Origin of the sequence: Streptomyces sp. NBC_01410, from assembly GCF_045040195.1 — a bacterium.
In the GTDB taxonomy this organism is placed as follows: Bacteria; Actinomycetota; Actinomycetes; order Streptomycetales; family Streptomycetaceae; genus Streptomyces.
Genome location: NZ_CP109530.1, coordinates 728,742 through 753,851, shown reverse-complemented (window position 1 = coordinate 753,851; position 25,110 = coordinate 728,742). Strand labels below are relative to the sequence as shown.

The 25,110-nt window shown below is 70.1% G+C and carries 21 protein-coding genes; 15 read left to right on the top strand and 6 right to left on the bottom strand.

Annotation, left to right across the window (positions count from 1 at the left end; all coding sequences use genetic code 11):
* Positions 1–43: 43 nt before the first annotated feature.
* The 7 genes from OG741_RS03455 (at position 44) to hypE (ending at position 8,243) form a co-directional block, all read left to right on the top strand.
* On the top strand, positions 44–1,852 hold the full coding sequence (locus OG741_RS03455; protein WP_405594998.1) for a fatty acyl-AMP ligase: 1,809 nt from the start codon (positions 44–46) through the stop codon (positions 1,850–1,852).
* Positions 1,853–2,054: 202 nt separating this feature from the next.
* Complete coding sequence (hypA, locus tag OG741_RS03450) at positions 2,055–2,450, top strand: hydrogenase maturation nickel metallochaperone HypA (protein ID WP_405594996.1); 396 nt, start codon at positions 2,055–2,057, stop codon at positions 2,448–2,450.
* Between the two features lie 3 nt (positions 2,451–2,453).
* Positions 2,454–3,218, top strand: a complete 765-nt coding sequence (hypB, locus tag OG741_RS03445; RefSeq protein WP_405594994.1) for a hydrogenase nickel incorporation protein HypB — start codon at positions 2,454–2,456, stop codon at positions 3,216–3,218.
* Positions 3,215–5,623 carry a carbamoyltransferase HypF gene (gene hypF / locus OG741_RS03440; protein WP_405594992.1) on the top strand — a complete coding sequence of 803 codons (2,409 nt, stop codon included), beginning with the start codon at positions 3,215–3,217 and terminating at the stop codon, positions 5,621–5,623. The genes hypB and hypF overlap by 4 nt, the downstream gene beginning before the upstream one ends.
* A gap of 52 nt (positions 5,624–5,675) precedes the next feature.
* Positions 5,676–5,999 (top strand): HypC/HybG/HupF family hydrogenase formation chaperone, encoded by a 324-nt coding sequence (locus OG741_RS03435; RefSeq protein WP_405594990.1) that lies wholly within the window; start codon positions 5,676–5,678, stop codon positions 5,997–5,999.
* Positions 5,996–7,120, top strand: a complete 1,125-nt coding sequence (hypD, locus tag OG741_RS03430) for a hydrogenase formation protein HypD (protein ID WP_405594988.1) — start codon at positions 5,996–5,998, stop codon at positions 7,118–7,120. Before OG741_RS03435 ends, hypD begins: the two co-directional genes overlap by 4 nt.
* 46 nt (positions 7,121–7,166) lie before the next feature.
* Positions 7,167–8,243, top strand: a complete 1,077-nt coding sequence (hypE, locus tag OG741_RS03425) for a hydrogenase expression/formation protein HypE (RefSeq protein WP_405605363.1) — start codon at positions 7,167–7,169, stop codon at positions 8,241–8,243.
* A gap of 39 nt (positions 8,244–8,282) precedes the next feature.
* Here hypE and OG741_RS03420 read toward each other — a convergent pair whose 3' ends face one another.
* The gene (locus OG741_RS03420) at positions 8,283–8,861 is read right to left on the bottom strand and encodes a hypothetical protein (RefSeq protein ID WP_405594985.1); all 579 of its coding nucleotides are present in this window, start codon (positions 8,859–8,861) and stop codon (positions 8,283–8,285) included.
* Between the two features lie 259 nt (positions 8,862–9,120).
* On the opposite strand from OG741_RS03420, the gene OG741_RS03415 reads away from it, so the two are divergent.
* Together OG741_RS03415 and OG741_RS03410 are read left to right on the top strand one after the other, a co-directional pair.
* Positions 9,121–9,615 (top strand): peptidylprolyl isomerase, encoded by a 495-nt coding sequence (locus OG741_RS03415; protein ID WP_328681480.1) that lies wholly within the window; start codon positions 9,121–9,123, stop codon positions 9,613–9,615.
* A gap of 144 nt (positions 9,616–9,759) precedes the next feature.
* Positions 9,760–10,905: a PP2C family protein-serine/threonine phosphatase gene (locus OG741_RS03410; RefSeq protein ID WP_405594983.1), complete on the top strand. Its 1,146-nt coding sequence runs from the start codon at positions 9,760–9,762 to the stop codon at positions 10,903–10,905.
* On the opposite strand, the gene OG741_RS03405 is transcribed toward OG741_RS03410, so the two are convergent.
* Positions 10,892–12,277 carry an aminopeptidase P family protein gene (locus tag OG741_RS03405; RefSeq protein ID WP_405594981.1) on the bottom strand — a complete coding sequence of 462 codons (1,386 nt, stop codon included), beginning with the start codon at positions 12,275–12,277 and terminating at the stop codon, positions 10,892–10,894. The genes OG741_RS03410 and OG741_RS03405 overlap by 14 nt on opposite strands.
* A gap of 187 nt (positions 12,278–12,464) precedes the next feature.
* Here OG741_RS03405 and OG741_RS03400 point away from each other — a divergent pair, with 187 nt between their 5' ends.
* Positions 12,465–14,825 (top strand): collagenase, encoded by a 2,361-nt coding sequence (locus tag OG741_RS03400; RefSeq protein WP_405594979.1) that lies wholly within the window; start codon positions 12,465–12,467, stop codon positions 14,823–14,825.
* Between the two features lie 130 nt (positions 14,826–14,955).
* Complete coding sequence (locus OG741_RS03395) at positions 14,956–15,687, top strand: GntR family transcriptional regulator (RefSeq protein WP_405594977.1); 732 nt, start codon at positions 14,956–14,958, stop codon at positions 15,685–15,687.
* A gap of 15 nt (positions 15,688–15,702) precedes the next feature.
* On the opposite strand, the gene OG741_RS03390 is transcribed toward OG741_RS03395, so the two are convergent.
* On the bottom strand, positions 15,703–17,445 hold the full coding sequence (locus OG741_RS03390) for a phospholipid carrier-dependent glycosyltransferase (protein ID WP_405594976.1): 1,743 nt from the start codon (positions 17,443–17,445) through the stop codon (positions 15,703–15,705).
* Positions 17,446–17,642: 197 nt separating this feature from the next.
* Between OG741_RS03390 and OG741_RS03385 the strand changes: the two genes are divergently transcribed.
* Positions 17,643–18,251: a rhomboid family intramembrane serine protease gene (locus OG741_RS03385; RefSeq protein WP_405594975.1), complete on the top strand. Its 609-nt coding sequence runs from the start codon at positions 17,643–17,645 to the stop codon at positions 18,249–18,251.
* 51 nt (positions 18,252–18,302) lie between these two features.
* Here the strand turns inward: OG741_RS03385 and OG741_RS03380 are convergent, their stop codons facing one another.
* The gene (locus tag OG741_RS03380) at positions 18,303–18,713 is read right to left on the bottom strand and encodes a putative quinol monooxygenase (protein WP_405594973.1); all 411 of its coding nucleotides are present in this window, start codon (positions 18,711–18,713) and stop codon (positions 18,303–18,305) included.
* 173 nt (positions 18,714–18,886) lie between these two features.
* Between OG741_RS03380 and OG741_RS03375 the strand changes: the two genes are divergently transcribed.
* The 3 genes from OG741_RS03375 to OG741_RS03365 all read left to right on the top strand — a co-directional run bounded on the left by OG741_RS03375 (position 18,887) and on the right by OG741_RS03365 (position 22,389).
* Complete coding sequence (locus OG741_RS03375) at positions 18,887–20,416, top strand: serine/threonine-protein kinase (RefSeq protein WP_405594970.1); 1,530 nt, start codon at positions 18,887–18,889, stop codon at positions 20,414–20,416.
* Positions 20,417–20,656: 240 nt separating this feature from the next.
* Positions 20,657–21,436 carry a transglutaminase domain-containing protein gene (locus tag OG741_RS03370; protein WP_405594968.1) on the top strand — a complete coding sequence of 260 codons (780 nt, stop codon included), beginning with the start codon at positions 20,657–20,659 and terminating at the stop codon, positions 21,434–21,436.
* Positions 21,433–22,389, top strand: coding sequence for an aldo/keto reductase family oxidoreductase (locus OG741_RS03365; protein WP_405594966.1), 957 nt, complete (start codon positions 21,433–21,435; stop codon positions 22,387–22,389). Before OG741_RS03370 ends, OG741_RS03365 begins: the two co-directional genes overlap by 4 nt.
* Before the next feature lie 14 nt (positions 22,390–22,403).
* Here OG741_RS03365 and paaN read toward each other — a convergent pair whose 3' ends face one another.
* Entirely contained in the window at positions 22,404–24,101 is a 1,698-nt protein-coding gene (gene paaN, locus OG741_RS03360) for a phenylacetic acid degradation protein PaaN (protein ID WP_405594964.1), read from the bottom strand.
* A gap of 6 nt (positions 24,102–24,107) precedes the next feature.
* Entirely contained in the window at positions 24,108–25,082 is a 975-nt protein-coding gene (locus OG741_RS03355; protein ID WP_405594962.1) for a hypothetical protein, read from the bottom strand.
* Positions 25,083–25,110 lie beyond the last annotated feature (28 nt).

The following is a 25,110-nucleotide window of genomic DNA, read 5'->3' as shown; positions in this document are numbered from 1 at the left end:
GTCCGCCGCCCTCCTTCCTCCTTCCTCCGTTTGGAGTGGTCTCATGCGTACTGATCAACAGCACGGTGTCCGACTGCCCGAGGGGGTGGCCGGCGAGTACGGCGAGCTGCCGACGCTTACCGACCTGTGCCGCGCTCGCGCGGCGGCCGAGCCCGACCGGAAGAGCTTTGTGTTCCTGGGCGACGGGGTCGAGGAATCGGACTCACTCACCCTGGCCGAACTCGACCACCACGCACGGGCGATCGCCGTGACGCTGCGAAAGCAGGTTCCCACCACGCGCGCACGCGCGCTGCTGAGCTACCCGCCCGGACTGGATTTCCACGCCGCCTTCCTGGGCTGCATCTACGCGGGTCTGATCCCGGTCCCGGTGGCTCCGCTCGACGGCACGCGGGGTAACGCCAAGTGGACCCGGGTGGAGTCGATCGCCGCGAGTGCGGAGCCCTCCCTGTTCCTGTCCACCGGCCCGATGCTTGCCGCCGCGGAGCCGGTCCTCACCGGCATCGACGGACTCGCCCGACTCACAGGGGTGGCGACCGACGAGGTCTGCCTCGACCTGGCCCCGCAATGGACCCCGCCGGCGGCCGCCGCCGAGATGGTCGCCTACCTGCAGTACTCCTCGGGATCGACCGGCGTGCCGAAAGGCGTCGCGATCACTCACGGCAATGTGCTGCACAACCTGTCGTTGATATACGACAACACGCGCCGGCCTGCCGACGATGCCGGGCTGCCCCGCCCGTCGTCGGTGTCGTGGCTGCCGCCGCACCACAACATGGGCCTCATCTGCAACGTCCTCGACCCCCTCTTCTCCGGCCGGGACGTCACACTGCTGCCGACGATGACATTCGTACAGCGTCCGCTCACGTGGCTGCGAGCGATCTCCCGGCTCGGACGCGCGGACAGCTGCGCGCCGAACTTCGCCTACGACCTGTGCGTCCGCCGGGTGACCGACACCCAGCGCCGTGAACTCGACCTCAGCCGTTGGGAGATGGCTCTGGTTGGAGGTGAGCCCGTCCGCGCCGACACGCTCGACCGCTTCAGCGCGGCATTCGCAGAGGCCGGCTTCCGCCGCGAGGCGCTGTCCCCCGCGTACGGCCTCGCCGAGGCGACAGTGATGGTCACGGCCTGTCCGGTCGGCAAGGGCCCGGAAGTCCTGCGGGTGGACTCCGAGGCGCTCTCCGCCGGAAAGGTGCGCCCAGCCGCGTCGGCACAGGACAGTCGGGAGCTGGTCGGCTGCGGCCCGATCCATCCGTTGAGCACGGCTATTGCCGTCGACCTGGAGACAGGCAAGCCCTGCGAAGAGGACGAGGTGGGCGAGATCTTCGTGTCCGGCCCGAGCGTCGCGACGGGCTACCTGAACGCTCCCAAGGAGAGTGCCGAGACCTTCATGGGGACCCTTCCCGACCAGCCGGGCGAGCGGTTTCTCTGTACCGGTGACCTCGGATTTCTACACAGCGGGGAGCTGTTCATCACCGGTCGGGCGAAGGACGTCATCATCATCGCCGGTGCCAACCACTACCCGCAGGACATCGAAGCCACCGTTGAGGCCAGCCACCCGGCAGTCCGCGAGTTCGGTACGTGCGCGGTGTCGGTCGACGACGGCGCACACGAGCGGCTCATCGTGCTCGCCGAGACGACGACAGCAGTCGGCGGCGAGAGTGATGAGCCGGTGAACGCCCAGGAGATCAAGCGGGAGATCAGGCGCGCCGTCCATGCCGGTCACCGCATCCAGGTTCACGATGTCGTCCTTCTCAAGCCGGGGACGCTGCCGCTGACGACGACGGGCAAGCTGCAACGGCGCGACAGTCGGGAGCGGTACCTCGGGGGCTCCTTCGAGGCCGCCCTGATCGAGTAGGGACCAGTCGTTGGCGGTGATGTCCGCCGCTGCCCCGAACGGCGTACGCAGCCCGGTCGCGACGGCGCGCCGGGCTCCGGGCCACGTGGTCCCGGCCTGTAATGGATGCCGAACGGCCCCAGCCCTCAGCTTGCACGGGCGGGCGACGCCCACCGGGTCCGGAGCGTTCGGCCGCGGTCGGCCTGTGCCAGGACGGAGAGCGATGCACGAGATGTCCGTCGCGGTGGCTGTCGTCGACCAGGTGGAGCAGGCGGCCGCCGAGGCGGGCGACGTCACCGCCGTGACGTCCGTACGGCTCCACGTCGGCGAGTTGGCCGGAGTGGTCCCCGACGCCCTGTCCTTCTGCTTCGAACTGGCCTGTGCCGGGACCGTCCTGGAAGGTGCCGAGCTGATCACGGAGTTCGTGCCGGGCCGGGCCCGCTGCGCGATGTGCGCGGACGAGTGGGCGGTCGGCATGCCGCCCGAGCTGTGCTGCCCGGTGTGCGGAAAAGCGACCGACGAGCTGCTGTCGGGCCGCGAACTGCAGATCGTCAGCGTGCAGGTGGAGGACGGCCAGGGGCACCGACGCACCCGTGAACCCATTTCCGAGGAGTGCTGAAGCATGTGCCGTGTGGTCGATCTGCAACAGGCGGTCCTCGCCAAGAACGACGCGACCGCGCACGCGCTGCGCGCCGGCCTTGCCGCCCGCGGCACCACGGTTGTCAATCTGCTGTCCAGCCCCGGCAGCGGGAAGACCGCTCTGCTGGAGGGTGAGCTGCTGCGGGCACGGGAGCGGGGAGTACGGGTCGCGGCCCTGACCGCCGACCTCGCCACCGAGAACGACGCCGTGCGGCTGGCCCGTTCAGGCGTCCCGGTCAAGCAGGTGCTGACCGACGGTCTGTGTCACCTGGAGGCCGGGATGCTGGGCGGGCACCTGGAGGGATGGCTGCCCGATGACACCCGGCTGCTGTTCGTGGAGAACGTCGGCAACCTGGTCTGTCCGGCCTCGTACGACCTCGGCGAGACCTTGCGGGTCGTGCTCGCCTCCGTGACGGAAGGGGAGGACAAGCCCCTGAAGTACCCCACCGCCTTCGGTCTGGCGCACCTGGTCGTGGTGACCAAGACCGACATCGCGGAGGCGGTCGAGTTCGACGAGGCGGCGTTCCGGGCGAATGTCGCGCAGGTCAATCCCGGGGTGGAAGTGCTGCTGACGTCGGCGCGGCGGGGCGACGGTGTGGGCGCGCTGCTGGACCGGGCGACGGCGGCGGCCGACGGCGAACCCGTGCACACACCCGTGATGGCCCGTCAGGAGCGGTGCCATCACCACGATCACGGAACGCACACCCCTGCGGCGGCCTCCGCCGCCACGGCGCCGTCCGGCTCGTGAGCGGTCCGCAGCCGCCCGCCGGCGTCGCCGTCGCCGATCAGGCGGTGCAGCGCAGGCGGGTCACCGTCCGGGGCGTGGTGCAGGGCGTCGGGTTCCGGCCGTTCCTGTACACGCTCGCCACCGGGCTCGACCTTGTCGGTCATGTGACCAACACCGGTGAGGGCGTTGTCGCGGAAGTCGAGGGACCGCCCGCCGATGTCGCCCTGTTCTGCGACCGCATCGGCGCGCAGGCGCCGCCTCTCTCGCGCGTCGAGTCCGTCGACCACCATGAGGTCCCCGCCACTGGCGGTGACGCGTTCGTCATTGCCCCCTCCACGACCGGAGGCCCCGCGCGCACCCTGGTCTCGCCGGACATGGCGACCTGCGCCGCCTGTCTCGCCGAGCTGGCCGATCCGGCCGACCGGCGTCACCGCCACCCCTTCATCACCTGCACACACTGCGGCCCCCGCTTCACGATCGTCCGAGGTCTTCCGTACGACCGGGACCACACGACGATGGCCGACTTCCCGATGTGCGCCGACTGCGCCCGGGAGTACGCCGATCCGGCCGACCGCCGCTTTCACGCGCAGCCGGTCGCCTGCCACGCCTGCGGCCCCCGCCTGCGTCTGCTCGCGGGGCAAGCGGATACGGAAGGCTCACCCCGGCCCGCACCCCGGCCCGTTTCCGCCGCGGACCCCGTGGCCGAGGCCCGCAGACTCCTGGCCCAGGGCGCGATCCTCGCGGTGAAGGGGCTCGGCGGATATCACCTCGCCTGCGACGCCTCCAACTCCGGGGCCGTGGCCACATTGCGCAGGCGCAAGGCCCGCGGGAACAAGCCCTTCGCCCTGATGGCCAGGACCGTCGCCGACATCGAGCACCTCGTGCATCTGGGCCTCGAGGAGCGAAGCCTGCTGACGGGCCCGGTCAGGCCCGTCGTCCTGCTGCGGCGGCGCACCGGCGCGGGACTTCCCAGGGTCTCGGAGGAGGTCGCCCCGGGCAGTCCCGATCTCGGCGTGATGCTTCCGTACACACCCGTGCACCATCTGCTTCTCGGCCTGCCCGGCGATACCGGGCCACGGCTGCTCGTGATGACCAGCGGGAACGTGGTGGGGGAGCCGATCGTCACGCAGGACAGCGACGCGCTGACCCGGCTGGCGCACATTGCGGACGCCTGGCTCATGCACGACCGCGGGATCCATGTGCCGTGTGACGACTCCGTTGTGCGGGTGTGCGACGGGGAGGAGCTGATCGTCCGCCGTTCTCGTGGCTACGCCCCGCTGCCCGTCGCACTGCCCGTACCGGTGCCCGCGGCCCTCGCTGTCGGCGGCGACCTCAAGAACGTGTTCTGTCTCGCGGAAGGGCGCAGGGCCTGGCTGTCGGCGCACATCGGGGACATGGACGACCTCGCCACACAGCAGGCCTTCGAGCGCGCCGAGACGCAAATGGAGTCGATCACCGGAGTGCACCCAGAGCTGCTGGGGGCAGACCGGCATCCCGGCTATCGCTCCGGACAGTGGGCCACCCGGCACGCGGCCGGACGGCCGGTCGTACGGGTCCAGCACCATCACGCGCACATCGCCTCCACGATGGCGGAGCACGGACTGGACGGGACGCGCCCGGTCATCGGGGTCGCGTTCGACGGCACTGGCTACGGTGACGACGGGGCGGTGTGGGGCGGGGAGTTCCTGCTCGCGGACTACGACCGGTTCAGCCGCCTCGGACACCTCGCCTACGTCTCCCAGCCGGGCGGCGACGCCGCGGTGCACCGCCCGTACCGCATGGCACTCGCCCATCTGCGCGCAGCAGGCATCGCCTGGTCCCCGGACCTGCCCTGCACCGCCGCTTGCCCGCCCGGTGAACTCCGCGTCCTGGAGCAGCAGTTGGAGCGGAACCTGAATTGTGTGCCCACCTCCAGCATGGGGCGGCTGTTCGACGCTGTGTCCTCGCTCGCGGGCGTCTGCCACCGGTCCGGATACGAAGCTCAGGCAGCCGTCGAGCTGGAGGCGGCCGCCCTGACGGCAGCGGCCGAGGACGACGCGGGCTACGCGTTCGCCGTGCGGCCCGCGGGCGACGGCCGGGCCCCGGCAGCCGCCGACCCCGCTCCCGTTCTGGCAGCGGTCGTCGCCGACGTACGGGCGGGCACATCCCCGGCCCTCGTCGCCGCGCGCTTCCACCGGGCCGTCGCCGGTCTCGTACACACGATGTGCGTCATGGCGCGAGAGGAGCACGGGCCGGACACCGTAGCCCTGACCGGCGGTGTCTTCGCCAACGTCCTGCTCTCCTCGGCGTGCGCGCGGATGCTCCGCGAGGACGGCTTCACCGTCCTGCGCCACCGCCACGTCCCGCCGAACGACGGGGGACTGGCGCTCGGGCAACTGATGGTGGCCGCACACGCCGCCGTGGCCCAGCGGTCGAACAGCGACTGACGATGTGCCCGGTGAGAGCGGGCCACGAAACCCCCACAGCGAGGAGAAGCGCATGTGTCTGGCGGTACCCGGGAGAGTCCTGGACATCGAGGAACGCGACGGCACCCGTATGGCCAACGTCGATTTCGGTGGCGTCGTCAAGGAGGTGTGCCTGGAGTATCTGCCGGACCTCCAGGTCGGCGAGTACGCCATCGTCCACGTCGGGTTCGCACTGCAGCGCCTGGACGAGGAGTCGGCTAAGCAGACGCTGGAGCTCTTCGCCACGCTCGGGATGCTCCAGGAGGAGTTCGGCGATCCGTGGGAGCTCGCGGCACAAGCGGGTGGATCCCCGCTGCCCGTCGCCGGTATCGACACACCCCAGGAGGCACAGAAGTGAAGTACATCGACGAGTTCCAGGACCCGGATCTGGCGCGGCGCCTGCTGGATGACATCCACTCCACCGTGACCAGACCGTGGGCGCTGATGGAGGTCTGCGGGGGACAGACGCACACCATCATCCGGCACGGCATCGACCAACTGTTGCCCGATCAGGTGGAGTTGATCCACGGACCCGGCTGTCCCGTGTGTGTCACCCCGCTGGAAGTGATCGACAAGGCGCTGGAGATCGCCTCCCGTCCGGAGGTGATCTTCTGCTCCTTCGGTGACATGCTCCGCGTGCCGGGCACCGGCCGTGACCTGTTCCAGGTCCGCAGCGAAGGCGGCGATGTACGGGTCGTCTACTCGCCGCTCGACGCCCTGAGGATCGCTCAGCAGAACCCGGACCGGGAGGTGGTGTTCTTCGGCATCGGATTCGAGACGACCGCGCCGCCCAACGCCATGACGGTGTATCAGGCGCGCAGGCTCGGGATCCGGAACTTCAGCCTGCTGGTGTCCCATGTCAGGGTGCCTCCCGCGATCGAGGCGATCATGCAGTCCCCGAGCTGCCGGGTGCAGGCCTTTCTCGCGGCCGGGCACGTGTGCAGCGTGATGGGCGTGTCGGAGTATCCCGAGCTTGCGGAACGGTTCGGTGTCCCGATCGTGGTGACCGGATTCGAGCCCCTGGACATCCTCGAGGGGGTACGCAGGACCGTACGGCAGCTGGAACGCGGCGAGCACACCGTCGACAACGCCTACCCGCGTGCCGTCCGCCCCGAGGGAAACCCCGCCGCCCAGGCCATGCTGGCGGATGTCTTCGAGGTCACCGACCGCGCCTGGCGCGGTATCGGAATCATTCCCGGCAGCGGCTGGCGGCTGTCCACGCGGTACCGGGACTTCGACGCCGAGTACCGCTTCTCGGTCTCCGGCATCCAGACCAGGGAGCCGGCGGAGTGCCGCAGCGGCGAGGTTCTGCAGGGCCTGCTGAAGCCCCATGAGTGCGAGGCCTTCGGCACGCTGTGCACGCCCCGGACCCCGCTCGGCGCCACCATGGTCTCCAGTGAGGGCGCGTGCGCCGCGTACTACCTCTACCGGCGACTGGACATCAAGACCGCATCGCTGGAGGCGAGCCCCGTTGTCTGAGACCACACAAGCGCCCTCGATCGCTACGCCGGTCATCGATACGCCGGTGAACGGTTCGCCGCAGACCACCGAGCTGCCGGATCCCACGGCGTGGACCTGTCCGGCCCCGCTGCGGGACCAGAGCCGGGTGGTGATGGGCCACGGCGGTGGCGGCGCCCTCTCCGCCGAACTCGTCCAGCACATTTTCGCGCCCGCCTTCGGGGGAGAGGTGCTGCGGCAGCTGGGCGATTCCGCGGCGCTCTCACTCGGCGGGGTCCGGCTGGCCTTCTCCACGGATTCCTTCGTGGTGCGGCCGCTGTTCTTCCCCGGCGGCAGTATCGGCGACCTGGCCGTCAACGGCACCGTCAACGACCTTGCCATGAGCGGTGCCCACGCCGCGTATCTCTCCTGCGGGTTCATCCTGGAGGAGGGGGTCGAGCTCTCGGTGGTCTCACGCGTGGCCGGGGCGCTGGGCACCGCCGCACGCACCGCGGGGGTCGAAGTGGTGACCGGTGACACCAAGGTCGTCGAGGCCGGCCACGGCGACGGGATCTACATCAACACCGCCGGGATCGGCATCATCCCGAACGGCGTCGATCTGCGGCCGCAGCGCGTCGTCCCCGGTGATGTGGTGATCGTGAGTGGCGCGATCGGCGTCCATGGCGTCGCGATCATGAGCGTCCGTGAGGGCCTTGAGTTCGGTGTCGAGATCGAGAGCGACTGCGCCGCGCTCGGCGGTCTGGTGCAGACGATGCTCGCTGTCACCCCGGACCTGCACGTGCTGCGCGACCCCACGCGCGGAGGGCTGGCAGCCGCGCTGAACGAGATCGCGGCGGCCTCCGGCGTCGGAGTCGTCATCCAGGAGCGCAGCATTCCTGTCCCGCCACCCGTGGCCAATGCCTGTGCCGTCTTGGGGCTGGATCCGATGTACGTCGCCAACGAGGGCAAGCTCGTGGCGTTCGTCCCGCGCGAGCACGCGGAGCCGGTCCTCGAAGCGATGCGCTCGCACCCTCTGGGCGCTGACGCGACGGTGATCGGCGAAGCCGTGGAGGCGCACCCCGGCATGGTGGTGGCGCGTACCGGACTCGGCGGCACACGGGTGGTGGACCTGCCGATCGGGGAGCAGCTGCCGCGGATCTGCTGACGCCTGTCGGCCGCACGGGGGATGGGCTCCGCGTCGCCGCTATCCCTGGTTGTTGAGGAAGCCGATGGCCAGCGCGCCCCACCAGCAGACCTGGGATATGAGGGCGGTGGCGGCGCCCCACATCAGCGTGCGCGCCGGTGGGGAGGCCGCCGCTGCTCCGGCGATCCGGCGCCGCAGGATCGCGGCCTGCAGGCCGTTGAGGGCGAGGAGCAGTACGAGGGCCAGCTTGATCCGGGTGAGGGGGGAGGCGAGGTCGGGGTGGAGCATGATGCCGCTGGCCACGAGTCCTGCGAGTCCGGCCCAGATCGGGGTGTGCAGGCGCGCCGCGCACCCGACCGCCTCGCCCAGTTCGCACCGGCCGGTGAGCCACAGCAGTCCGTAGTAGTCGGCCACCAGAACGGCTCCGAAGCCGAGAACCAGGGACGCCAGGTGCACGAAGAGGGCCGCTGTGTGCAGGGCGGGGTCGGCGCGCAGGTGCGTGGAGATCCATACGCATGCCGTCCAGCCCAGGCAGATCAGCAGCGCACCCGCGGCCGATGTCCACCAAACCGGCAGGGGGCCGGTGTTGTCCCGGTCGGGCGGGGGGCCGACCGAAGAGATGGAGGGGTGGCTGGACATCGACGGCTCCGAGGACTGAGATCTTACAAGAAATTTAGGTAAGGCTTACCTTGTCTCCATGCTGCAGGTCAATGCGGCCATATCCCTGTCGGATCCACCCGAACATGCCGAGACACGTACAGGTGCCCTCAACTTCCCTGCACGGGACGGCCCTTCGCGATCCTTCGGACCGGCCCAATGGGACTGCAGACGGACGGGATTCTCCGTGTAGGGCGGGTCTGGTGTGCGGTCCGGTGACTGGGGGTGTCAGGATGAAGCCATGAGTAACGTGTTTTTCGACATCACCATCAACGACGAGCCCGCCGGCCGGATCGTCTTCGCGCTGTTCGACGACGTGGTCCCCAAGACCGCGAGGAACTTCCGCGAGCTTGCCACGGGCGAGCACGGCTACGGCTACGAGGGCTCTTCCTTCCACCGCGTCATCCCGGACTTCATGCTCCAGGGCGGTGACTTCACCGCCGGCAACGGCACGGGCGGCAAGAGCATCTACGGCGCGAAGTTCGCCGACGAGAACTTCCAGCTCAAGCACACCAAGCCGGGCCAGCTCTCCATGGCCAACGCGGGCCCGAACACCAACGGCTCGCAGTTCTTCATCACGACCATCGTCACCGACTGGCTGGACAATAAGCACGTCGTCTTCGGCGAGGTCGTCGAGGGCATGGACCTCGTGAAGCGGATCGAGGGCCTGGGCTCCCGCAGCGGTGCCCCCAAGGCGAAGGTCACGATCGCCAAGTCGGGCGTCGTCGAGGGCTGATCCCGACCGCGCGGCGACCGCCGCGCGAGCTCAGGGGCCGGGCGAATCGCCACCGCGGCGGCCGCCCGGCCCCAACCCGAACCCCTTCGGGGTGCAATCGTGGCGGCGTGAGCGCGGAGCCACGGTGCGGTGTATGCAGGACCTATGAGTCATGGACGACTCCGCCGGAGCACTCGCTGGTCATGGGAGCCGGGTCACGCCCTTGTGGCTGTTCCCCTCGCGATGATCGCGATCGTCACGACGGTCGACATCCTGGCTCCCCCCGACGTCCACCTCGGCCCCTTCCTGGTCGCCGCTCCCGCGGTCACCGCGTCCTTCGCGGGGCCTCGGACAACCGCGTTCATCGGTGCGGTCGCCGTCCTGGCTCAGGCAGCGGTCGCGATGGTCCGCACCAGCCTCACCGACCTGAACCACACCTTCCAGATCATCGCGCTGATCCTGATCTCGGTCATCGTGACCTTCTTCGCCTACCTGCGAGAACGGCACGAGAAGGAACTCATCCAGCTCCGCTCCATTGCCGAGGCGGCGCAGCAGGTGGTGCTGCGGCCGCTGCCGCAGCGGATCGGTCCGCTGCGTATCGCCTCCGTCTATCTCGCGGCCGAAGCGGAGGCGCAGATCGGCGGCGACCTGTACGCCGCCGCCCGCACGGCACACGGGACCCGGCTGATCATCGGGGACGTCCGGGGCAAGGGGCTGGAGGCGATCGGGGACGCCGCTCTCCTCCTCGGCGCCTTCCGGGCCGCTGCCCACCGGCAGGCCGACCTGCCGGCGCTGGTGGCCTATCTGGAGGGAACCGTCTCCTCGAACCTGGACGACCCCGGGGCCGATCCCGACGACCCCGACGATCACGGCGAGGCATTCATCACCGCGGCCGTCCTCGACGTCCCGGACAAGGAGTCGACCCTTGACCTGATCAATTGCGGTCACCCCTCGCCCCTCCTGCTGCGCGGTGGGCGGGTCACCGCGCTGGACGTACGCCGTCCGGCACCACCCCTGGGCCTCACCGAATTCATGGACTCCGACGTCGCCCCCGAGGCCTTCGCCTTCGAGCCGGGCGACATCATCCTGCTCTACACGGACGGAGTCATCGAGGCCAGGGACCGGTACGGCACCTTCTACCCCCTTGCGGAGCGGGTGGCTGCGTGGACCGGAGAACATCCTGACGTTCTCCTCAGCCGCCTGTGCCAGGACCTCCTGAGTCACGCCGGCGGAAGCCTGGGCGACGATGCGGCGATGGTGGCCATCGAGCGCATGCCGGGCATGGGGGAGGCGGGAATCAGCCGGCGGTGAGCGTGCCCATCCATTCCTCGATCGCGTCCGGGGTGCGTGGCAGCGCCGCGGACATCAGCCGGGCGCCGGACGCGGTGATGACCAGGTCGTCCTCGATCCGTACGCCGATGCCCCGCAGCTGCGGCGGCAGCGTCTCGTCGTCGGGCTGGAGGTAGAGGCCCGGCTCCACGGTGAGGACCTGGCCCTCCTCCAGTACGCCGTCGAGGTAGGTCTCGGCGCGTGCCTTGGCGCAGTCGTGGACGTCGAGGCCGAGCATATGGCCGCTGCTGCACAGGGTGTAGCGGCGGTGGAGGTCGCCCTCGGGGCTGGTCAGGACGCCCCACTCCGTCAGGCCCTCCGCGATCACCCGCATGCAGGCGCGGTGGAAGTCCCGGAAGCTCGCGCCCGGTTTGAGGGCCGCGATCCCCGCGTCCTGGGCGGCGAGAACCAGTTCGTACACCTGACGCTGCACGTGGGAGAAGCGGCCGGACAGCGGAAGAGTGCGCGTGATGTCCGCGGTGTAGAGCGTGTCGGTCTCCACGCCCGCGTCGAGCAGCAGGAGCTCGGTCGGGTCGAGGGCGCCGTCGTTGCGGATCCAGTGCAGGACGCAGGCGTGCGCACCGGACGCGGCGATGGTGTCGTAGCCGGTGCCGTTGCCCTCGGCGCGGGCCCGCAGACCGAAGACGCCCTCGATGTGGCGTTCGCCGCGCGGATGGGTCAGCGCCCGGGGCAGGGCGCGTACCACGTCCTCGAATCCGGCGGTCGTGTGGTCGACGGCGAGCTGGAGCTGGCCGACCTCCCAGGCGTCCTTGACCAGGCGCAGTTCGGACAGCGCGGTGGCCAGTGCGGTGTCGCTGGAGGCGTCCAGGGCCGGCGGCAGCCGGTCCAGGCCGTCCAGGTGCGCGCAGCGGATTCCGGTGAGGCGTTCGGTCTCCGCGAGGTCGGGACGGCGGCCCACCCAGAATTCGCCGTACCGCCGGTCGCGGTAGAACTCGTCGCCGTCGCGGGGGGAGCGGGGGCGCAGATACAGGACCGCCTCGTGGCCGTGCGGCCCGGACGGTTCGAGGACCAGTGCGTGACCGGGCTGGTCCTCCCCGGTGAGGCCGGTCAGCCAGGCGTAGGCGCTGTACGGGCGGAAGCGGTGGTCGCAGTCGTTGGAGCGCACCTTCAACTGCCCGGCGGGTATCAGCAGTCGCTCGCCCGGGAAGAGCGCGGAGAGCCGGGCGCGGCGGGCCGGTGTGACGGCGTGGGCGGGTACGCGGGTGTCGGCAGGAAGCGGGGTGGCCGCCCAGCCGGTGCGCATGAAGGACGCCAGCTCCGGTGATACGGGCAGGTCATGGCTGCCCGTGCCGGGGCGCGCGGGCAGGTGGGTGAAGCTTTCGTCGGCAGTCACGGGAACTCCTCGAAGACGGACGGGCTCTGAGGGGTTGTCAGTGCAATTTCACATTACTATGTTACGGGTCACATCGTAGACCCTTCGAGCCGGGAAGCGATTCCCGTCCGTGCTCGGTCGGTTCGCGATGACCGCACCGCTGTCACACCGCACAGCCACCTCCCACCTCCCACATCAGGAGTCACCGGTGTCCCAGCTCAGATCCGCGCGCAGACCCCTGCTCGCCGGAGCAATAGCCGTCGCCCTGCTCGCCCCGCTCGGGCAGACCGCCCAAGCCGTGGACAGGGAGTCGGCGACCCTCAAGGCACCCGCCACCTTCGCCGCCCGGCCGGGCCCGGTCGCCACGCCCGCGACCACAGCCGCCGACAACCCCTTCGACGAGGTCGAACACCTTGCCAAGGCGCCCAAGCCCGCCTTCGAACCGGCCTCCGCACCCGGCGGATTGGCGGAAGGCCGCACACCCGGCCGCCAGAGCACGGGCAAGAGCAAGGCTTCTTCGAGCGCCCCGGTCAGCGCCGCCGGAGTCCCCTGCACCCTCGAAGGCATCACGCGCCTCGCGCCGGAGCAGCTCGCCGACTTCCTCGCGGACCCGGCCGTCACCGCCGACGGCTGCCTCCGAGACCTCATCTGGACCTGGGACGCCCGGCTGACGCCGGTGATGTCCGACGCCCACGTCCAGGCCGTCGGCCGCCGGATCTCCTCGCTCGCCGCCGCCCACGACGGCCGCAACAGCACCCACCTGCTGGAGATGTTCACCTATCTCCACGCCGTCGTGTACCACGACTTCTCGCGCCCCGAGATAGACATCACCGACGTCCCGACCACCGAGATCCTCCGGCGCGCCATCTACGACTTCGGCACCGCGGCCCGCACCTTCCAGGTCACGCGGACCAACGCCGAGTCCCTGCGCGAGGCGCTCTACACGGGCAGCGCCCCCGGCCTGCGGCACAGCCAGCTCGGGCTGATCAGAAAGGTCCTCGCCACGATGGACCGCTACCACAAGGGGCAGTACGACAACGCCTCCTGGGGCGGCGCGGCCCTGGCAGCCCTCTCCGTGAACTACCTCGGCATCTACCCGGGCAACCGGGACTCGGCCTTCCACAACGTGGTCACCGAGAACCCCTCGTACCGCGCCTCCTTCCGGGCCTTCGCCGACTACACGCACCTCAAGGGCACCGTCAACGAATGGGTCGCGCGCGACGCCCTCGGTGAATACGGCCGCTTCGGCCAGGTCGACGCCCTGAAGGCGCGGATCGTTCCCGACCTCGGTGCCCTGCTGCCCGTCGCACGCGCCAACTTCGGCGACGGAAGCCGTCCCTGGGCCTCACTCGTGTCGTGGCTCAACTTCTACGAGGCGTGCAAGCCCTACGCCGTGTGCAAGGAGGACATCGAGCGGAAGATCTTCCCGTACACGTACACCTACGACAACGGCGCCATCAAGGTGCGCACCGGTCTCGACCGCGCCACCGTCGACCAGCTCTACTACGCGAGCAAGCAGGTCAGGGCACAATTCCACCGGGTCCTCGGCACCGAGCAGCCGCTGGCCGGCGACACCAACACCTCGCTGTCGATCGTGCTCTACGGATCGCGCGCCGACTACGAGGTCTACCACCCGATCCTGACGGGGATGGGGACCCAGAACGGCGGCATCTACATCGAGCGCGGCGCCACCTTCTACACCTATCAGCGCCGGGTCCCGCAGGACTCCTCGCTCACTCTCGAGGAGCTGTTCCGGCACGAGTACGTCCACTACCTCAACGGCCGCTGGGCCGTGCCCGGTTACTTCGGCGAAGGGCCCTGGTACAGCGGTGACCGGACCACCGCGATGGACGAGGGGACAGCCGAGTTCTTCGACGGCGCCACCCGCGACGACGGGATCAAGGTGCGCAAGTCCCTGGTCCGCGGAATCATCAATGACACCGCGGGCGGCGGCCCCCGCATGACCGTTAACCAGCTGCTGCACGCCACGTACGACGGGGACGGCTTCCGCTTCTACAACTACGCGGGCACCTTCTTCGAGTACCTGTGGACCGAACGCCCCTCCCTGCTCCGCGAGATGTACGGATACCTGCGGGCGGACGACCCCGCGGGCTTCGACGCCTGGCGCACCCGCCTCGGCGGCGACGCGGCGCTGCAGCGGGCGTACGACAGCTTCCTCGACGCGCAGATCGCCAAGGTCGACGACCTGTTCGTGCCCAACACGACCTTCACACCCAACGATCAGCTCAGGGACGCCACTTCGGAAGCCGTACGCCAGGCCTTCGCCACCGCCACGTACGCCGACCCGGTGTGCTCCGAGGGGGGTGAACCCGGCAAACGGCGCTTCACGTGCACCGGGAGGATCACCGCGAATCTCTCCGACGCGGGCAGCCCCGACCGAGTCTTCAAGGACATGTCCGAGACGGTCGACTACTTCATCCTCGACCGGGCGGGGGCGGCGTCGAACAACCTCGCCGACATGAACTGCTCCTTCGGGCCGGTCGACATCTGGAGCAACCGGCAGGCAGGCTCGTCGACATACCGCTGCGAGGGGCCGCTGCGCAGCTGACGCGTCAGCCTCTGGGCGGTCCCGTCGTGGTGCGCACGACGGGGCCGCCCGCACCGAAAGCCCCAGCCCGACCAGGCATTGAAAGGTGACATTGTACGCTGGCACTCCGCATCATCCCGGAGGACATGCCATGGGCGACCTGAAGCAGCGCAACCTGATCACGGCCCAGGAACGGCTGCGCGATCAGGTGGCCCACGCGCTGCGCGCCGCCCTCGTCGCCGGTGAACTGCGTCCCGGCAGCGTCTACTCCGCCCCCGGCCTCGCCGCCGACTTCGGCATCTCCGCAACCCCCGTACGCGAGGCGATGCTCGACCTCGCCCGCGAGGGCCTGGTCGAGCCCGTACGCAACAAAGGCTTCCGGGTCACCGAAGTCAGCGAACGCGATCTCGACCAGTACACCGAACTGCGCGCGCTGATCGAGGTCCCGACCGTCGGCAATGTCACCCGGACCGCGACCGCGGAGCAGCTGGAGGCACTGCGCCCGATCGCCGAGGAGATCGTGACCCAGGCGCGGGAGCACAACCTCATCGGGTATCTGGACGCCGACCGCCGCTTCCACCTCGGACTGCTCGCCCTGGCAGGCAACGACCGTCTCGTCGAGACCGTCGGCGAGCTGCGCAAGCGGTCCCGCCTCTACGGTCTGACCCGGCTCGACGAACGCGGCCAGCTGATCTCCTCCGCCGAGGAACACCTGGAACTTCTGGACCTGATGGTGGCGGGCGACCACGTTGCCGCCGAGGCCTGCATGGCACGCCACCTGGGCCATGTCCGCTCCCTGTGGGCCCAGGCCCGCGACGAGCCGGTCGAACCCCGCACCAAGCGCACCCTCGGCACAGCCGTCATCGGCCGCCAGGCCCGTTGACCGGCACCGACAGGGTCATGGCCGGCGGAAGATCGTGATCGAGTGGCCGACCTCCTCGACCGGCCTGCTGCTGTCGATCAGCGCCTTGAGGCGGCCGCCCGCCTTGGCGATCGAGGAGTCGGACACGACCAGCAGCCCGTGAACCTGGTCCGGGGGCACCGTGCGTGGGTCGGACGCGTCGATGCCGTAGAAGGCAGGCACTCCGCTGCCCTTGTAGACGAGCCAGATCTTCTCCCCCGGATAGCGCTGTCGCAGACGGTCGGCGAGCCTCCCCAGGTCCTGGCCCCAGTCGACGTTGGAGTCGTGCAGACGCAGATGGGTCTTCGACGGGCCGCCGAACGCCTCGTTGGAGTACGGCAGGTAGTACGGGTACGTCCGCAGTGAGGTGACCGCGACGAACAGGACCAACACCGCCGTCACGACGTGTGCCCACCGCCTTCTCAAGGTGACCACGCAGGCCGCCGCGACGGCGAGGAACATCGGCAGGAAGACGGCGTAGCGGACACCGAAGTCGCGGGACCCGCTGAGCGCCGCGGCCAGCAGCACGGCCGGGGGGACAAGCACATACGGTGCCGCGGGCCGCAGCCGGGGCAGCGCCACGACGGCGACAGCACCGGCGAGCCAGAGCGCCAGCATGCCCACGGGGGTCTTGATCAGCAGCGCGGCCGGCAGGTAGTACCAGAGCGAGCCGGCGTAGTGCCTGCCCAGCAGGAAGCCGGTCCACTTCGCGTCCTCGAAGGCGAACTGGACGCGCATGCCGTCCCGGTACGGCTGGGGGAACGGCAGCCAGTCGACGGCAAGTCCCCGTAGCCCGTGGGCGACCGGCACGCCCTCGGGCGCGGCCCAGCGCAGGCGCGGGTCGACGGCGAGATACGTCGCCCACACCACGGCGACCATGACCAGCGCCACCGCGACCGCCGCCGCCACGCCGAGCGCAAGCAGCCGCGCCGTCCCGCGCCTGCCGGTGCCGGGTGTCCGGCGGGCGTACCAGACCGACAGGACGACCAGGAGCAGCAGCACCGGAACCGCGGGCAGCGCGCTCATCTTCGTGGACACCGCCGCGCCGAGCGCCGCCCCGGCGAGCGGGAGATACAGGCGGGGCCGAAGCCGCGCCCGCCAGAGCAACCAGACCGACGTCAGCAGGAAGCCGGCCATGGGTACGTCAAGCGTGGCCAGCGATCCGTGCGCGATGACGTCGGGCGAGAACGCGTACAGGGCGAGCGCTGTCAACCCGCCCACGGAGCCTGTGAGATCACGGGCGAACGCGAGGACGACCAGCCCGAACAGCAGGGTCAGCACGATCACCGGCAGTCGCGCCCACAGCATCACCCGCCAGGGATCGTTGCCCGACTCGTACAGGAGATGCCGCCCGAGCGCCCCTTGGTTGCCGACGAAGGCAGGGTCGAGATGAGGGTGGGCCAATGCGGGTCCGGTCGCGATGATCAGCTTGCCCAGCGGTGGGTGCTCAGGGTTGTACCGCAGGCTGTGCTGCTGTACGTAGACCACCGCCGTGCCCACGTACACGGGCTCGTCGATGGTCGGGGTCTGCTTGACCGCGGTCGTGACCATGGCGAGGGCCATCTGCGCGAGGAGCGCGACCACGGCCAGTGCGAACAGCCACCGCCGGTGGCGCCGCAGGCCGTCGAAGCGGCTCGGCGGTTTCCCGGTGGCCGACGGCGTTCGCGGGTGAGGCACAGCGGGCGGAGCGGCGTGCTCGGCAGCGGCGGGTTCGAGGACCGAGGGTTGATCTTGCGTCATCGGCCGTGTATTCCGGAGAGCGACGTCATGGCCCTACTTTCCCCTATCCACTTCTGTCACCGTGACCCGACGGGTGCGTACCGCATCGCCCTGCGTGGCCCGCGTCCTCACCGGGCCGAAACCGGCCGGAGGTGGAACCGAGCAGGTGCGCCGGTCGTTTCCGGGGTGGATACATACGCACGGTGCAGGGGGCTGCGATGGCAGGCGCGGAAGTCAGCGAGTGGCGCGGGTCGTCCCGGGTCGCGGCCGCGACCAAGCTGATGGTCGGCTGGGTGGCGCTGCTGTGGGCGCTGGAAGCGATCGACGTGGCCACGGGCCATGCCCTCGACTCGTACGGAATCGTGTCGCGCGAGCCGTCCGAACTGGTCGACATCGTCCCGTCCGCCTTCATCCACTTCGGCTTCGGGCATGTCGCGGCCAACAGCCTCCCGCTCCTGGTCTTCGGCTTCCTCGCCGCGCTCGGCGGCATCCGGCGCTTCCTGGCCGTGTCGTTGCTCATCGTTGTGGTGGACGGCCTCGGCGTCTGGCTGATCTCCCCGTCCAACACCAACACGGCAGGGGCTTCGGGCCTGATCTTCGGCCTCTTCGGCTACCTGGTGGTGCGCGGCTTCGTGGACCGCAAGCTGCTGGACGTGGGCGTGGGTCTGCTGATCGGCGCGATCTGGGGCAGCTCGATCCTGCTCGGCATATCCCCGGCGAACACCGAAGTCAGCTGGCAGGGCCACCTCTTCGGCCTGATCGCGGGTGTGGCGGCGGCGTTCGTCTTCCGGCGCCGGGCGGGAAGGCCCAGCCCGGCCGGCGTGTGATGTCCGCAAGATCCGCCTCGGAGCGCGGGCCCGGGTGGGGTGAGGGCGGGGTCAACGGGATGTGTGTCCGGCGATCCGGTTGACGGCATCGGTCCAGTCGACCGGCAGCTCACCGCGGGGCACGGTCCAGCTGATGATGACCGGATCACGCAGCCGTGCGTGGAAGTCCCGCATGATCCGTTCGTGCGGCTGGGCTCCCACGAATGCGTCCAGCGCTGCCTGGTCACGCCAGGCGGAGAGCGTCCAGAAAGTCTTCACAAACGGCTCGGCCCTCAATGACATGCCAAGACACCCGTCGGCCGCGAGGACCTGCCGCCTGATGGACTGAGCGGCCGCGAAGAAGCGGGGAATGTCCCAGGCCCTGCGCAGGATCAGGCGGGATCCGAGGATCAGCACCTCGTCGGGCAGCGGAGCCGCACTTCCGGAGGCGGCCGCCGTGGCGGTCCAGGGCATCGTAGGCATCGCGGTTCCTCCTCAGAATCCGCTGTCCGGCCCGATCGGATCGCGGGCTGTTCCAGCGTGACCCGTTGCCGCGCCCACCGCCTGGCGTGTGAGCCGAACCGGTGTCGCACGCGCGCCCGTGCGCTGCGTACCGTGTGAGCCGACCCGGCGCGCCTTGCCCTAACCTGTCGCCCATGAACACACCGGGGGACCTGGTCGACGGGCGGTTCGAGCTGATCGAGCGGCTCGGGAGCGGGGGCATGGGCACGGTGTGGCGGGCGCGCGACACGGTGCTTCAGCGCGAAGTCGCCCTCAAGGCAGTCCGGTCCGATGTCGGTGTTTCCGAGGCCGCCGGCGAGCGAGTGCTTCGTGAGGCGCGGGCGCTGGCGCGACTCAGTCACCCCCATGTGGTGACGATCCATCAAATCGTGGCGATGGATCCCCACCCGTGGATCGTGATGGAGCTGGTGCCCGGTGTCTCCCTCCACGAAAGGCTCGACCGCGGCCCGCTGACTCCGCAGGAAGCCGCGCGCATCGGACGTCAGGTGCTCTCGGCCCTGCGCGCCGCGCATGCGGCGGGCATCCAGCACCGGGACGTCAAACCCGCCAATGTCCTGCTGCGTCCCGACGGAACCGCCGTGCTCACCGACTTCGGGATCGCCGCACTCCAGGGTTCGACGTCGCTGACGGTCACCGGCGAACTCGTCGGCTCGCCCGAATACATCGCCCCCGAGAGAGTCCGCGGCCGCGACGACGACCCGGCGTCCGACCTCTGGTCGCTGGGGCTCGTGCTGTACGTGGCAGTCGAGGGCGTCAGCCCGCTGCGCCGGACCACGGCGCTGACGACCCTGGCCGCGGTGCTCGACGATCCAGTGCCCCCGCCGACGCGTTCCGGGCCGCTCGCGCCCGTGCTTCAGGCACTGCTCGTACGGGACCCGGCTGCGCGCCCCGACGCGGAACGGCTGGACACGATGCTGGCTCAGGTGGAGTCGGGTGCCGCGCCGCACTGGGCGCAGCCGACGATGACCACTACCGGGCTGCCGCCGATGCCAGGCGGGCCGGTGCCGCCCGTGCCGCCCGTACCGACTCAGCTGGACAGTCCGCGGCCGACCCTTCCGCAACAGCCTCAGCCACTGCCCACCCGGGACGGGCCGCGGAGCCGTACACCGATCCTCCTCGCCGTGATCGCCGCGGCGCTGGCGGTCACCGCGGCGACCGCGCTCGTCCTCACACGGGGCGATCGGGGGGACAACAAGGCGGGCGGCAGCCAGGGTTCGTCCGCGGGTACGTCGTCGTCGGCAGCGACGACAACGGCCCCGGCCTCCACGCCGAAGCCGACGCCCACGCCGACTCCGACGGTTACCCCGGTCACACCGATCACTCCGCCCCCATCAGCAGGCGGCTGGATCGCCCAGCTCTTCTCCGAGCCGGTCGGCTCCGGCACCGTCGCCCGGGACCTGCGGCTCGCCAAGATCCGGCAGTCCGTGCCCGAGGCGGCCTTCGTCCGCAGCGACGACTACGCGTCGCTGCGTCCGGGCTACTGGGTGATCTACGCCCCGGGCCCCTTCGCCGACGGCCGTGCCGCCCTGACCTTCTGCGCAGAACGCGGCAGGACCTCGGCGAACACGTGCATCGGCCGCTATCTGAGTACGAGTTCGGCCGACGCCGGGCTGCTGTGCCGCCCACCGGCGACCAGCCCGGGCGGCCGCTGCACCCGCTCATAGCTGCGGCGAACGGCTCGAGCGAACCGCTCCAGCGCTCTCAGCCGGGGAGTGCGACAGGTCGACCCCGAGCGTGCGCAGGCCGAGTTCGTGCAGATGGCGGGCGGTGTGTCCGGCGCCGCAACCGACATCGGCGACGAGAAGCCTGTCAGGCACCTTGAACAGATGGATCGGCCGACCACTCGATCGCGGAACACCAGGCCACTCACGCACCGGCATCACAAGACTCGTAGCATTCAGGGCATGACAAGCGCTGTGCTGACTCCGTGGTGGCGACACCGGCGACCCGCAACGACCGTTGCTGTCGACGACCTCGGGTCCGCGGACCCCACCCCGATCCTCGACTGGCGTCACCCCCAAGTGCAGCACCTGCTCGCAGCCGCCCGGGAAACCACGCAGCCCGGGGAGCGCGCACTGCTTCAGGCCGCGCACCGGCTCATCAGTGAGACCGTCCGGCCTGTGTACGCGCTCAACGACATACAGCCCGTCTCCCGCACACTGGCGCGAGGCGTCGGTTCCTGCAGCCAGCGGCTGGCCGTGCTCGAAGCGGTCGCCCGCGCGGGCGGCATCTCCACCCGTGTTCGTGGCCTTCTGGTGGACGGTTCGTTCTGGTACTCGCGCTTTCCACGGCTTCGCCGCCTGGTGCCCGACACGGTCCTCCTCGCCTGGCCGGAGTTCCGTACCGGGCAGACCTGGTTGAACGTTTCCGAGCTGTACGCGCCGCTCGACGCGCTGGGTGCCGCCAATCCCCGGGGATTCACCAACACCGGGTCGCAGACACTTTTCGAGGCCCTGGCGTCCACCGCCGTGGACTGGGACGGCTCGACCTGTGGCTCGGACAGCTGCTCGTCCTTCGACCTGTCGGCGCTGGTGCGCGAGGACCTCGGGCGCTTCTCCTCGCGCGACGAGCTCTTCGCCGCGCACGGCCAGACCTTGTGCCCGCCGGCCAGGATCATCGGCGGTGCGCTGCTGGGCCGTCGCGCGGCAGGTGCTGCTGATGCCCGTCGTAAGGTGACCGGGTGACGACGAAGACGGGGACGAGCGGTGGGCGGCTGCTGTACGGGTGCATGGGGCTCGGCGGCAGCTGGGACACCGAGCCTTTCGGCGCGCGGGACATCGCGGAAGCCGAGGCGGCGATCGAGGCGGCGCTGGACAGTGGGATCACTACCTTCGACCACGCCGACATCTACCGGCACGGGAAGGCCGAGGCGGTCTTCGGTGAGGTTCTCGCCCGTACCCCGGGGCTGCGTGAGCGCATCGTCGTCCAGACCAAGTGCGGCATCCGGCTCGCGGACGGTGAGCGGCCCGGCATCTACGACCTGAGTGGGCCGGCCATCGCCCGGCGGGTCGAGGAGAGCCTGGCCCGGTTGCGGACCGATGTCGTCGATGTGCTGCTCCTGCACCGCCCGGATCCCCTGGCAGACCCGGACGACATCGCCGAGGCGCTGATGTCGCTGCACCGGCAGGGTCTTGTGCGACGGTTCGGTGTGTCGAACATGGGCGCCGTGCAGATGGCCCCCCTTCAGGCATGTCTCGATGTCCCCCTGGTCGCCAATCAGCTGGAGATGAGCCTGCAGCGGCGGGACTGGCTCGAAGCCGGTGTCCTCGTGAACACCCCGGAGGCAGCCGCCAACGGCTTTCCGTTCGGGACGGTCGAGTTCTGCAGGGAAAACGGTATTTCGCTGCAGGCGTGGGGCGCACTCGCGCAGGGTCGTTTCACGGGCCGCCAGGAAACGCCGGGCGAGGTCGCGACCGCGCAGCTCATCTCGGCACTGGCCGACAAGAAGGGCACGACGCCGGAGACGATTCTGCTGTGGTGGTTGCAGCGGCATCCGGCCGCGATCGTGCCGGTGGTCGGCAGCGCGCGTCCTGAACGTATCCGCGCCTGCCGTGACGCCGCGCAGCGGGAACCGGATCTCAGCCGCGAGGAATGGTACGAACTCTGGCTCACCGCCCGCGGCGCGCCTCTTCCCTGACGGCGCCACACTTCCTACGCTCCGACGGAGCTCATGTCCCGTACCCGGGCCGCAGGGCGGCGGGCCTGCACGAGGCGGAAGCGGCCGGTGATGAACGACGGGTCCGCAAGCGCGGTTTGAGCACCCGCGGGCGTGCCCGCCTCGCAGAAGTCGCCGTACACCGCCGACTGGTCCACGAAGGCATTCCCGGCGAGGTTCTCCGACAGCTGCACCCCGGCGTCGAGCGCTGCCGCCTCGGCCGCCCCCAGGACCAGCGGGTCCGTCGAGTGGACGGAGGCGTACTGGCCGCCGTGGCCGCGCGCGGTGCGGCGGAAGATGTCCAGGCTCTGCGAGGTCGACTCGGTGGCGATCACGAAGGAGACGGGACCTGCCCACTCGCGTGAGTACACCCTCTCGTCGTGTGCCTCCAGCCGGACGATCAGTGGTGTACGGATGTCCGCCGCCGGATGGTCGGGGTGGCCGACCGGCAGCGATGCGTGCACCACCACTCCGCATCCGGCCGCATGCGCGAGGGAGCTGCGGATACGGTCGCTGCCGATCGCCCCGAGAATCCCCGCCGCACGCCGCGGTTCCGCCAGGAGACGTTTCACGGCGCGGCTCAGGTCGACACTGAACCGCCCTATGGGCTTGTGGCCTTCGTTGGTCGTGATCCCGCGGGACGGCACCAGGATGTTCTGCGGCGCTGTGCAGGTCTGGCCGCTGCACAGCGACAGGGACAGAGCCAGCTCGCGCAGCATGGTGCGGTAGTCGTCGGTGGAGTCCACCAGCACGGTGTTGGCCCCGATCGATGTGGCGAACACGTCGGCCTGGCGGGCGTTGCGCCGCAGCCAGTCGCCGAAACGGGCCGAGCCGGTGAAGTCGATGAGCCGGACCGCGGGGTCGGTGGCGAGTCGGGACGCCAGTTTCTCGCCGGGCTCTTCCGCCGCCAGTGTCACCACGTTGGGATCGTGCCCGGCATTCGCCAGGACGTCCCTGGCGACCTGGACGGTCAGCGCGAGCGGGAGGACCGCCCGGGGGTGCGGCTTGACGATCACCGGATTTCCGGTCACCAGGCTTGCGAAGAGGCCCGGATAGCCGTTCCAGGTGGGGAAGTCGGGGCAGCCGATGAGCAGTGAGACGCCGCGCGGTACCACGGTGCAGGTGCCGTCCATCCCCACTGGGTCGCCCAGCTTGCCTGGCCGCTGCCAGGACAGCTCGGCGGGATTGCGTACAGACTCGGCCAGCGCACGGGCCACGGCCTCAAGTCCCCGGTCCTGCGCCTGCGGACCGCCCGAGCGGTGGGCGGTGGTGTACGCCTGCCCCGTGGTGTGGTGCAGCGCGTGCGCGATCTCATGGCTGCGGTCGTGGAGCCGGCAGAGCATCTCCACGGCGAGCAGGGCCCGGCGCCGCGGTCCTGCCGCCCGCCAGCCCGCCGTCGCCCGCACCGCCGCCTCCACCAACTCGCTTGGTTCGGAACGGAGATAGCGCACGCCCAGGCTGAGGCCGTACGGAGAGCACTCGGTCCCGACCCGTTCACGGGCGCCGGGCTGCCCCAGGCCGAAGTCCTTCCCGAGCATCGACCGGAACACCGCTCCGCCGCTGTGCGCCGCCCCTCTGCGACGGTCGACGGCACCGGCCGGCCCCTCGGTGAACGGAGCGAAACCCGCACCGCTCACCACAGCCTTGACGGCCTGCTCCAGCAGGTTGCCCTCGTCGAAGGAGCCGGTACGCATCAGTGGTCACCCTTTCCGCGGATCCGCGTGCTCCGCGGCCGCTCGGGACGAACGGTCGCGCCAGCGCGCGTACTCCGCTTCCGGCTCGCCCGTGTACGACCACGGCACCCGGGTGGCCCGTCCCTTGAGCAGGTCGAAGACCGTCGCGGCCTCGACGAGAAGTCCTGCATGAGCGAGACCGTGAGCGAGATGGTTGAGGTCGGCGACGTCCTGTGCCGCCTCGACGGGGGACCGGACCGCTATCCAGCGTTCCATGGTCTCCATGAGGTCCCAGCGCTCCCCGGCCCAGTAGCCGACCATCGCGTGCGGGCTGACGCCTTCGTTCTCGGTGCGGTGACGGAACTCCTCGGCGCGGGCGACCTGCGGCATGACCAGCAGCGGGGAGCCGGCCGGGGCATAGACCGCGCAGTCGCGGGCGAAGGCGTAGGCCTGGCCGTGGGAGCCGTGCCAGCGAGCCGTCATGTAGCGCAGAGCCTGATGGTGGGCCTCGCGGTGGTACGGATCGCGGGCCAGCAGTTCCGGCCACCACCGGTTCATCGCCTGGGCGCCGTTCTCGTACAGCCTGCCCAGGGTGATCAGCGACACCCAGGGATGGGGGTCCTGGGGGAAGGCATCGGCGGCGTTGAGACAGATGTGGGCCGTGCGGTCCAGGATGTCCGGGCCCGGGATGGTGCTCGTACGGGCGGCTGCGAAATGCCGCATCACCTCGGTGTCCGCCCGCAGTACGAGGGCGTCCGCGCTGTGCGGCTGCGCGGTCTGCCAGGCTTCGACGATCCGCTTGTCGGCGGCGGTGTGGGCGAGCAGCCGGATGCGGTGACTGCGGCGGTCCCAGTCCCTGTGGGGAGTGGTTGCCAGCAGTTCGTGTGCGCCTTCCCAGCGGCCCATGACCATGTCCTCGCATGCGGCGGACAGGGCCTTGTCGCCGAAGGTCTGGTCGTAATGCGGTGCCGCGGAGCGTCTTCGGTTCCAGGCCAGGGCCATGGCAGGCGTCCTTTGATCAGAAGGCGGA

Bases quoted from the DNA above. Each gene is read 5' to 3' on its own strand.
- OG741_RS03455 (WP_405594998.1), top strand. From the start codon at position 44: ATGCGTACTGATCAACAGCACGGTGTCCGACTGCCCGAGGGGGTGGCC.
- hypA (WP_405594996.1), top strand. From the start codon at position 2,055: ATGCACGAGATGTCCGTCGCGGTGGCTGTCGTCGACCAGGTGGAGCAG.
- hypB (WP_405594994.1), top strand. From the start codon at position 2,454: ATGTGCCGTGTGGTCGATCTGCAACAGGCGGTCCTCGCCAAGAACGAC.
- OG741_RS03435 (WP_405594990.1), top strand. From the start codon at position 5,676: ATGTGTCTGGCGGTACCCGGGAGAGTCCTGGACATCGAGGAACGCGAC.
- OG741_RS03420 (WP_405594985.1), bottom strand. From the start codon at position 8,861: ATGTCCAGCCACCCCTCCATCTCTTCGGTCGGCCCCCCGCCCGACCGG.
- OG741_RS03415 (WP_328681480.1), top strand. From the start codon at position 9,121: ATGAGTAACGTGTTTTTCGACATCACCATCAACGACGAGCCCGCCGGC.
- OG741_RS03410 (WP_405594983.1), top strand. From the start codon at position 9,760: ATGAGTCATGGACGACTCCGCCGGAGCACTCGCTGGTCATGGGAGCCG.
- OG741_RS03395 (WP_405594977.1), top strand. From the start codon at position 14,956: ATGGGCGACCTGAAGCAGCGCAACCTGATCACGGCCCAGGAACGGCTG.
- OG741_RS03390 (WP_405594976.1), bottom strand. From the start codon at position 17,445: ATGACGCAAGATCAACCCTCGGTCCTCGAACCCGCCGCTGCCGAGCAC.
- OG741_RS03385 (WP_405594975.1), top strand. From the start codon at position 17,643: ATGGCAGGCGCGGAAGTCAGCGAGTGGCGCGGGTCGTCCCGGGTCGCG.
- OG741_RS03380 (WP_405594973.1), bottom strand. From the start codon at position 18,713: ATGCCTACGATGCCCTGGACCGCCACGGCGGCCGCCTCCGGAAGTGCG.
- OG741_RS03375 (WP_405594970.1), top strand. From the start codon at position 18,887: ATGAACACACCGGGGGACCTGGTCGACGGGCGGTTCGAGCTGATCGAG.
- OG741_RS03370 (WP_405594968.1), top strand. From the start codon at position 20,657: ATGACAAGCGCTGTGCTGACTCCGTGGTGGCGACACCGGCGACCCGCA.
- paaN (WP_405594964.1), bottom strand. From the start codon at position 24,101: ATGCGTACCGGCTCCTTCGACGAGGGCAACCTGCTGGAGCAGGCCGTC.
- OG741_RS03355 (WP_405594962.1), bottom strand. From the start codon at position 25,082: ATGGCCCTGGCCTGGAACCGAAGACGCTCCGCGGCACCGCATTACGAC.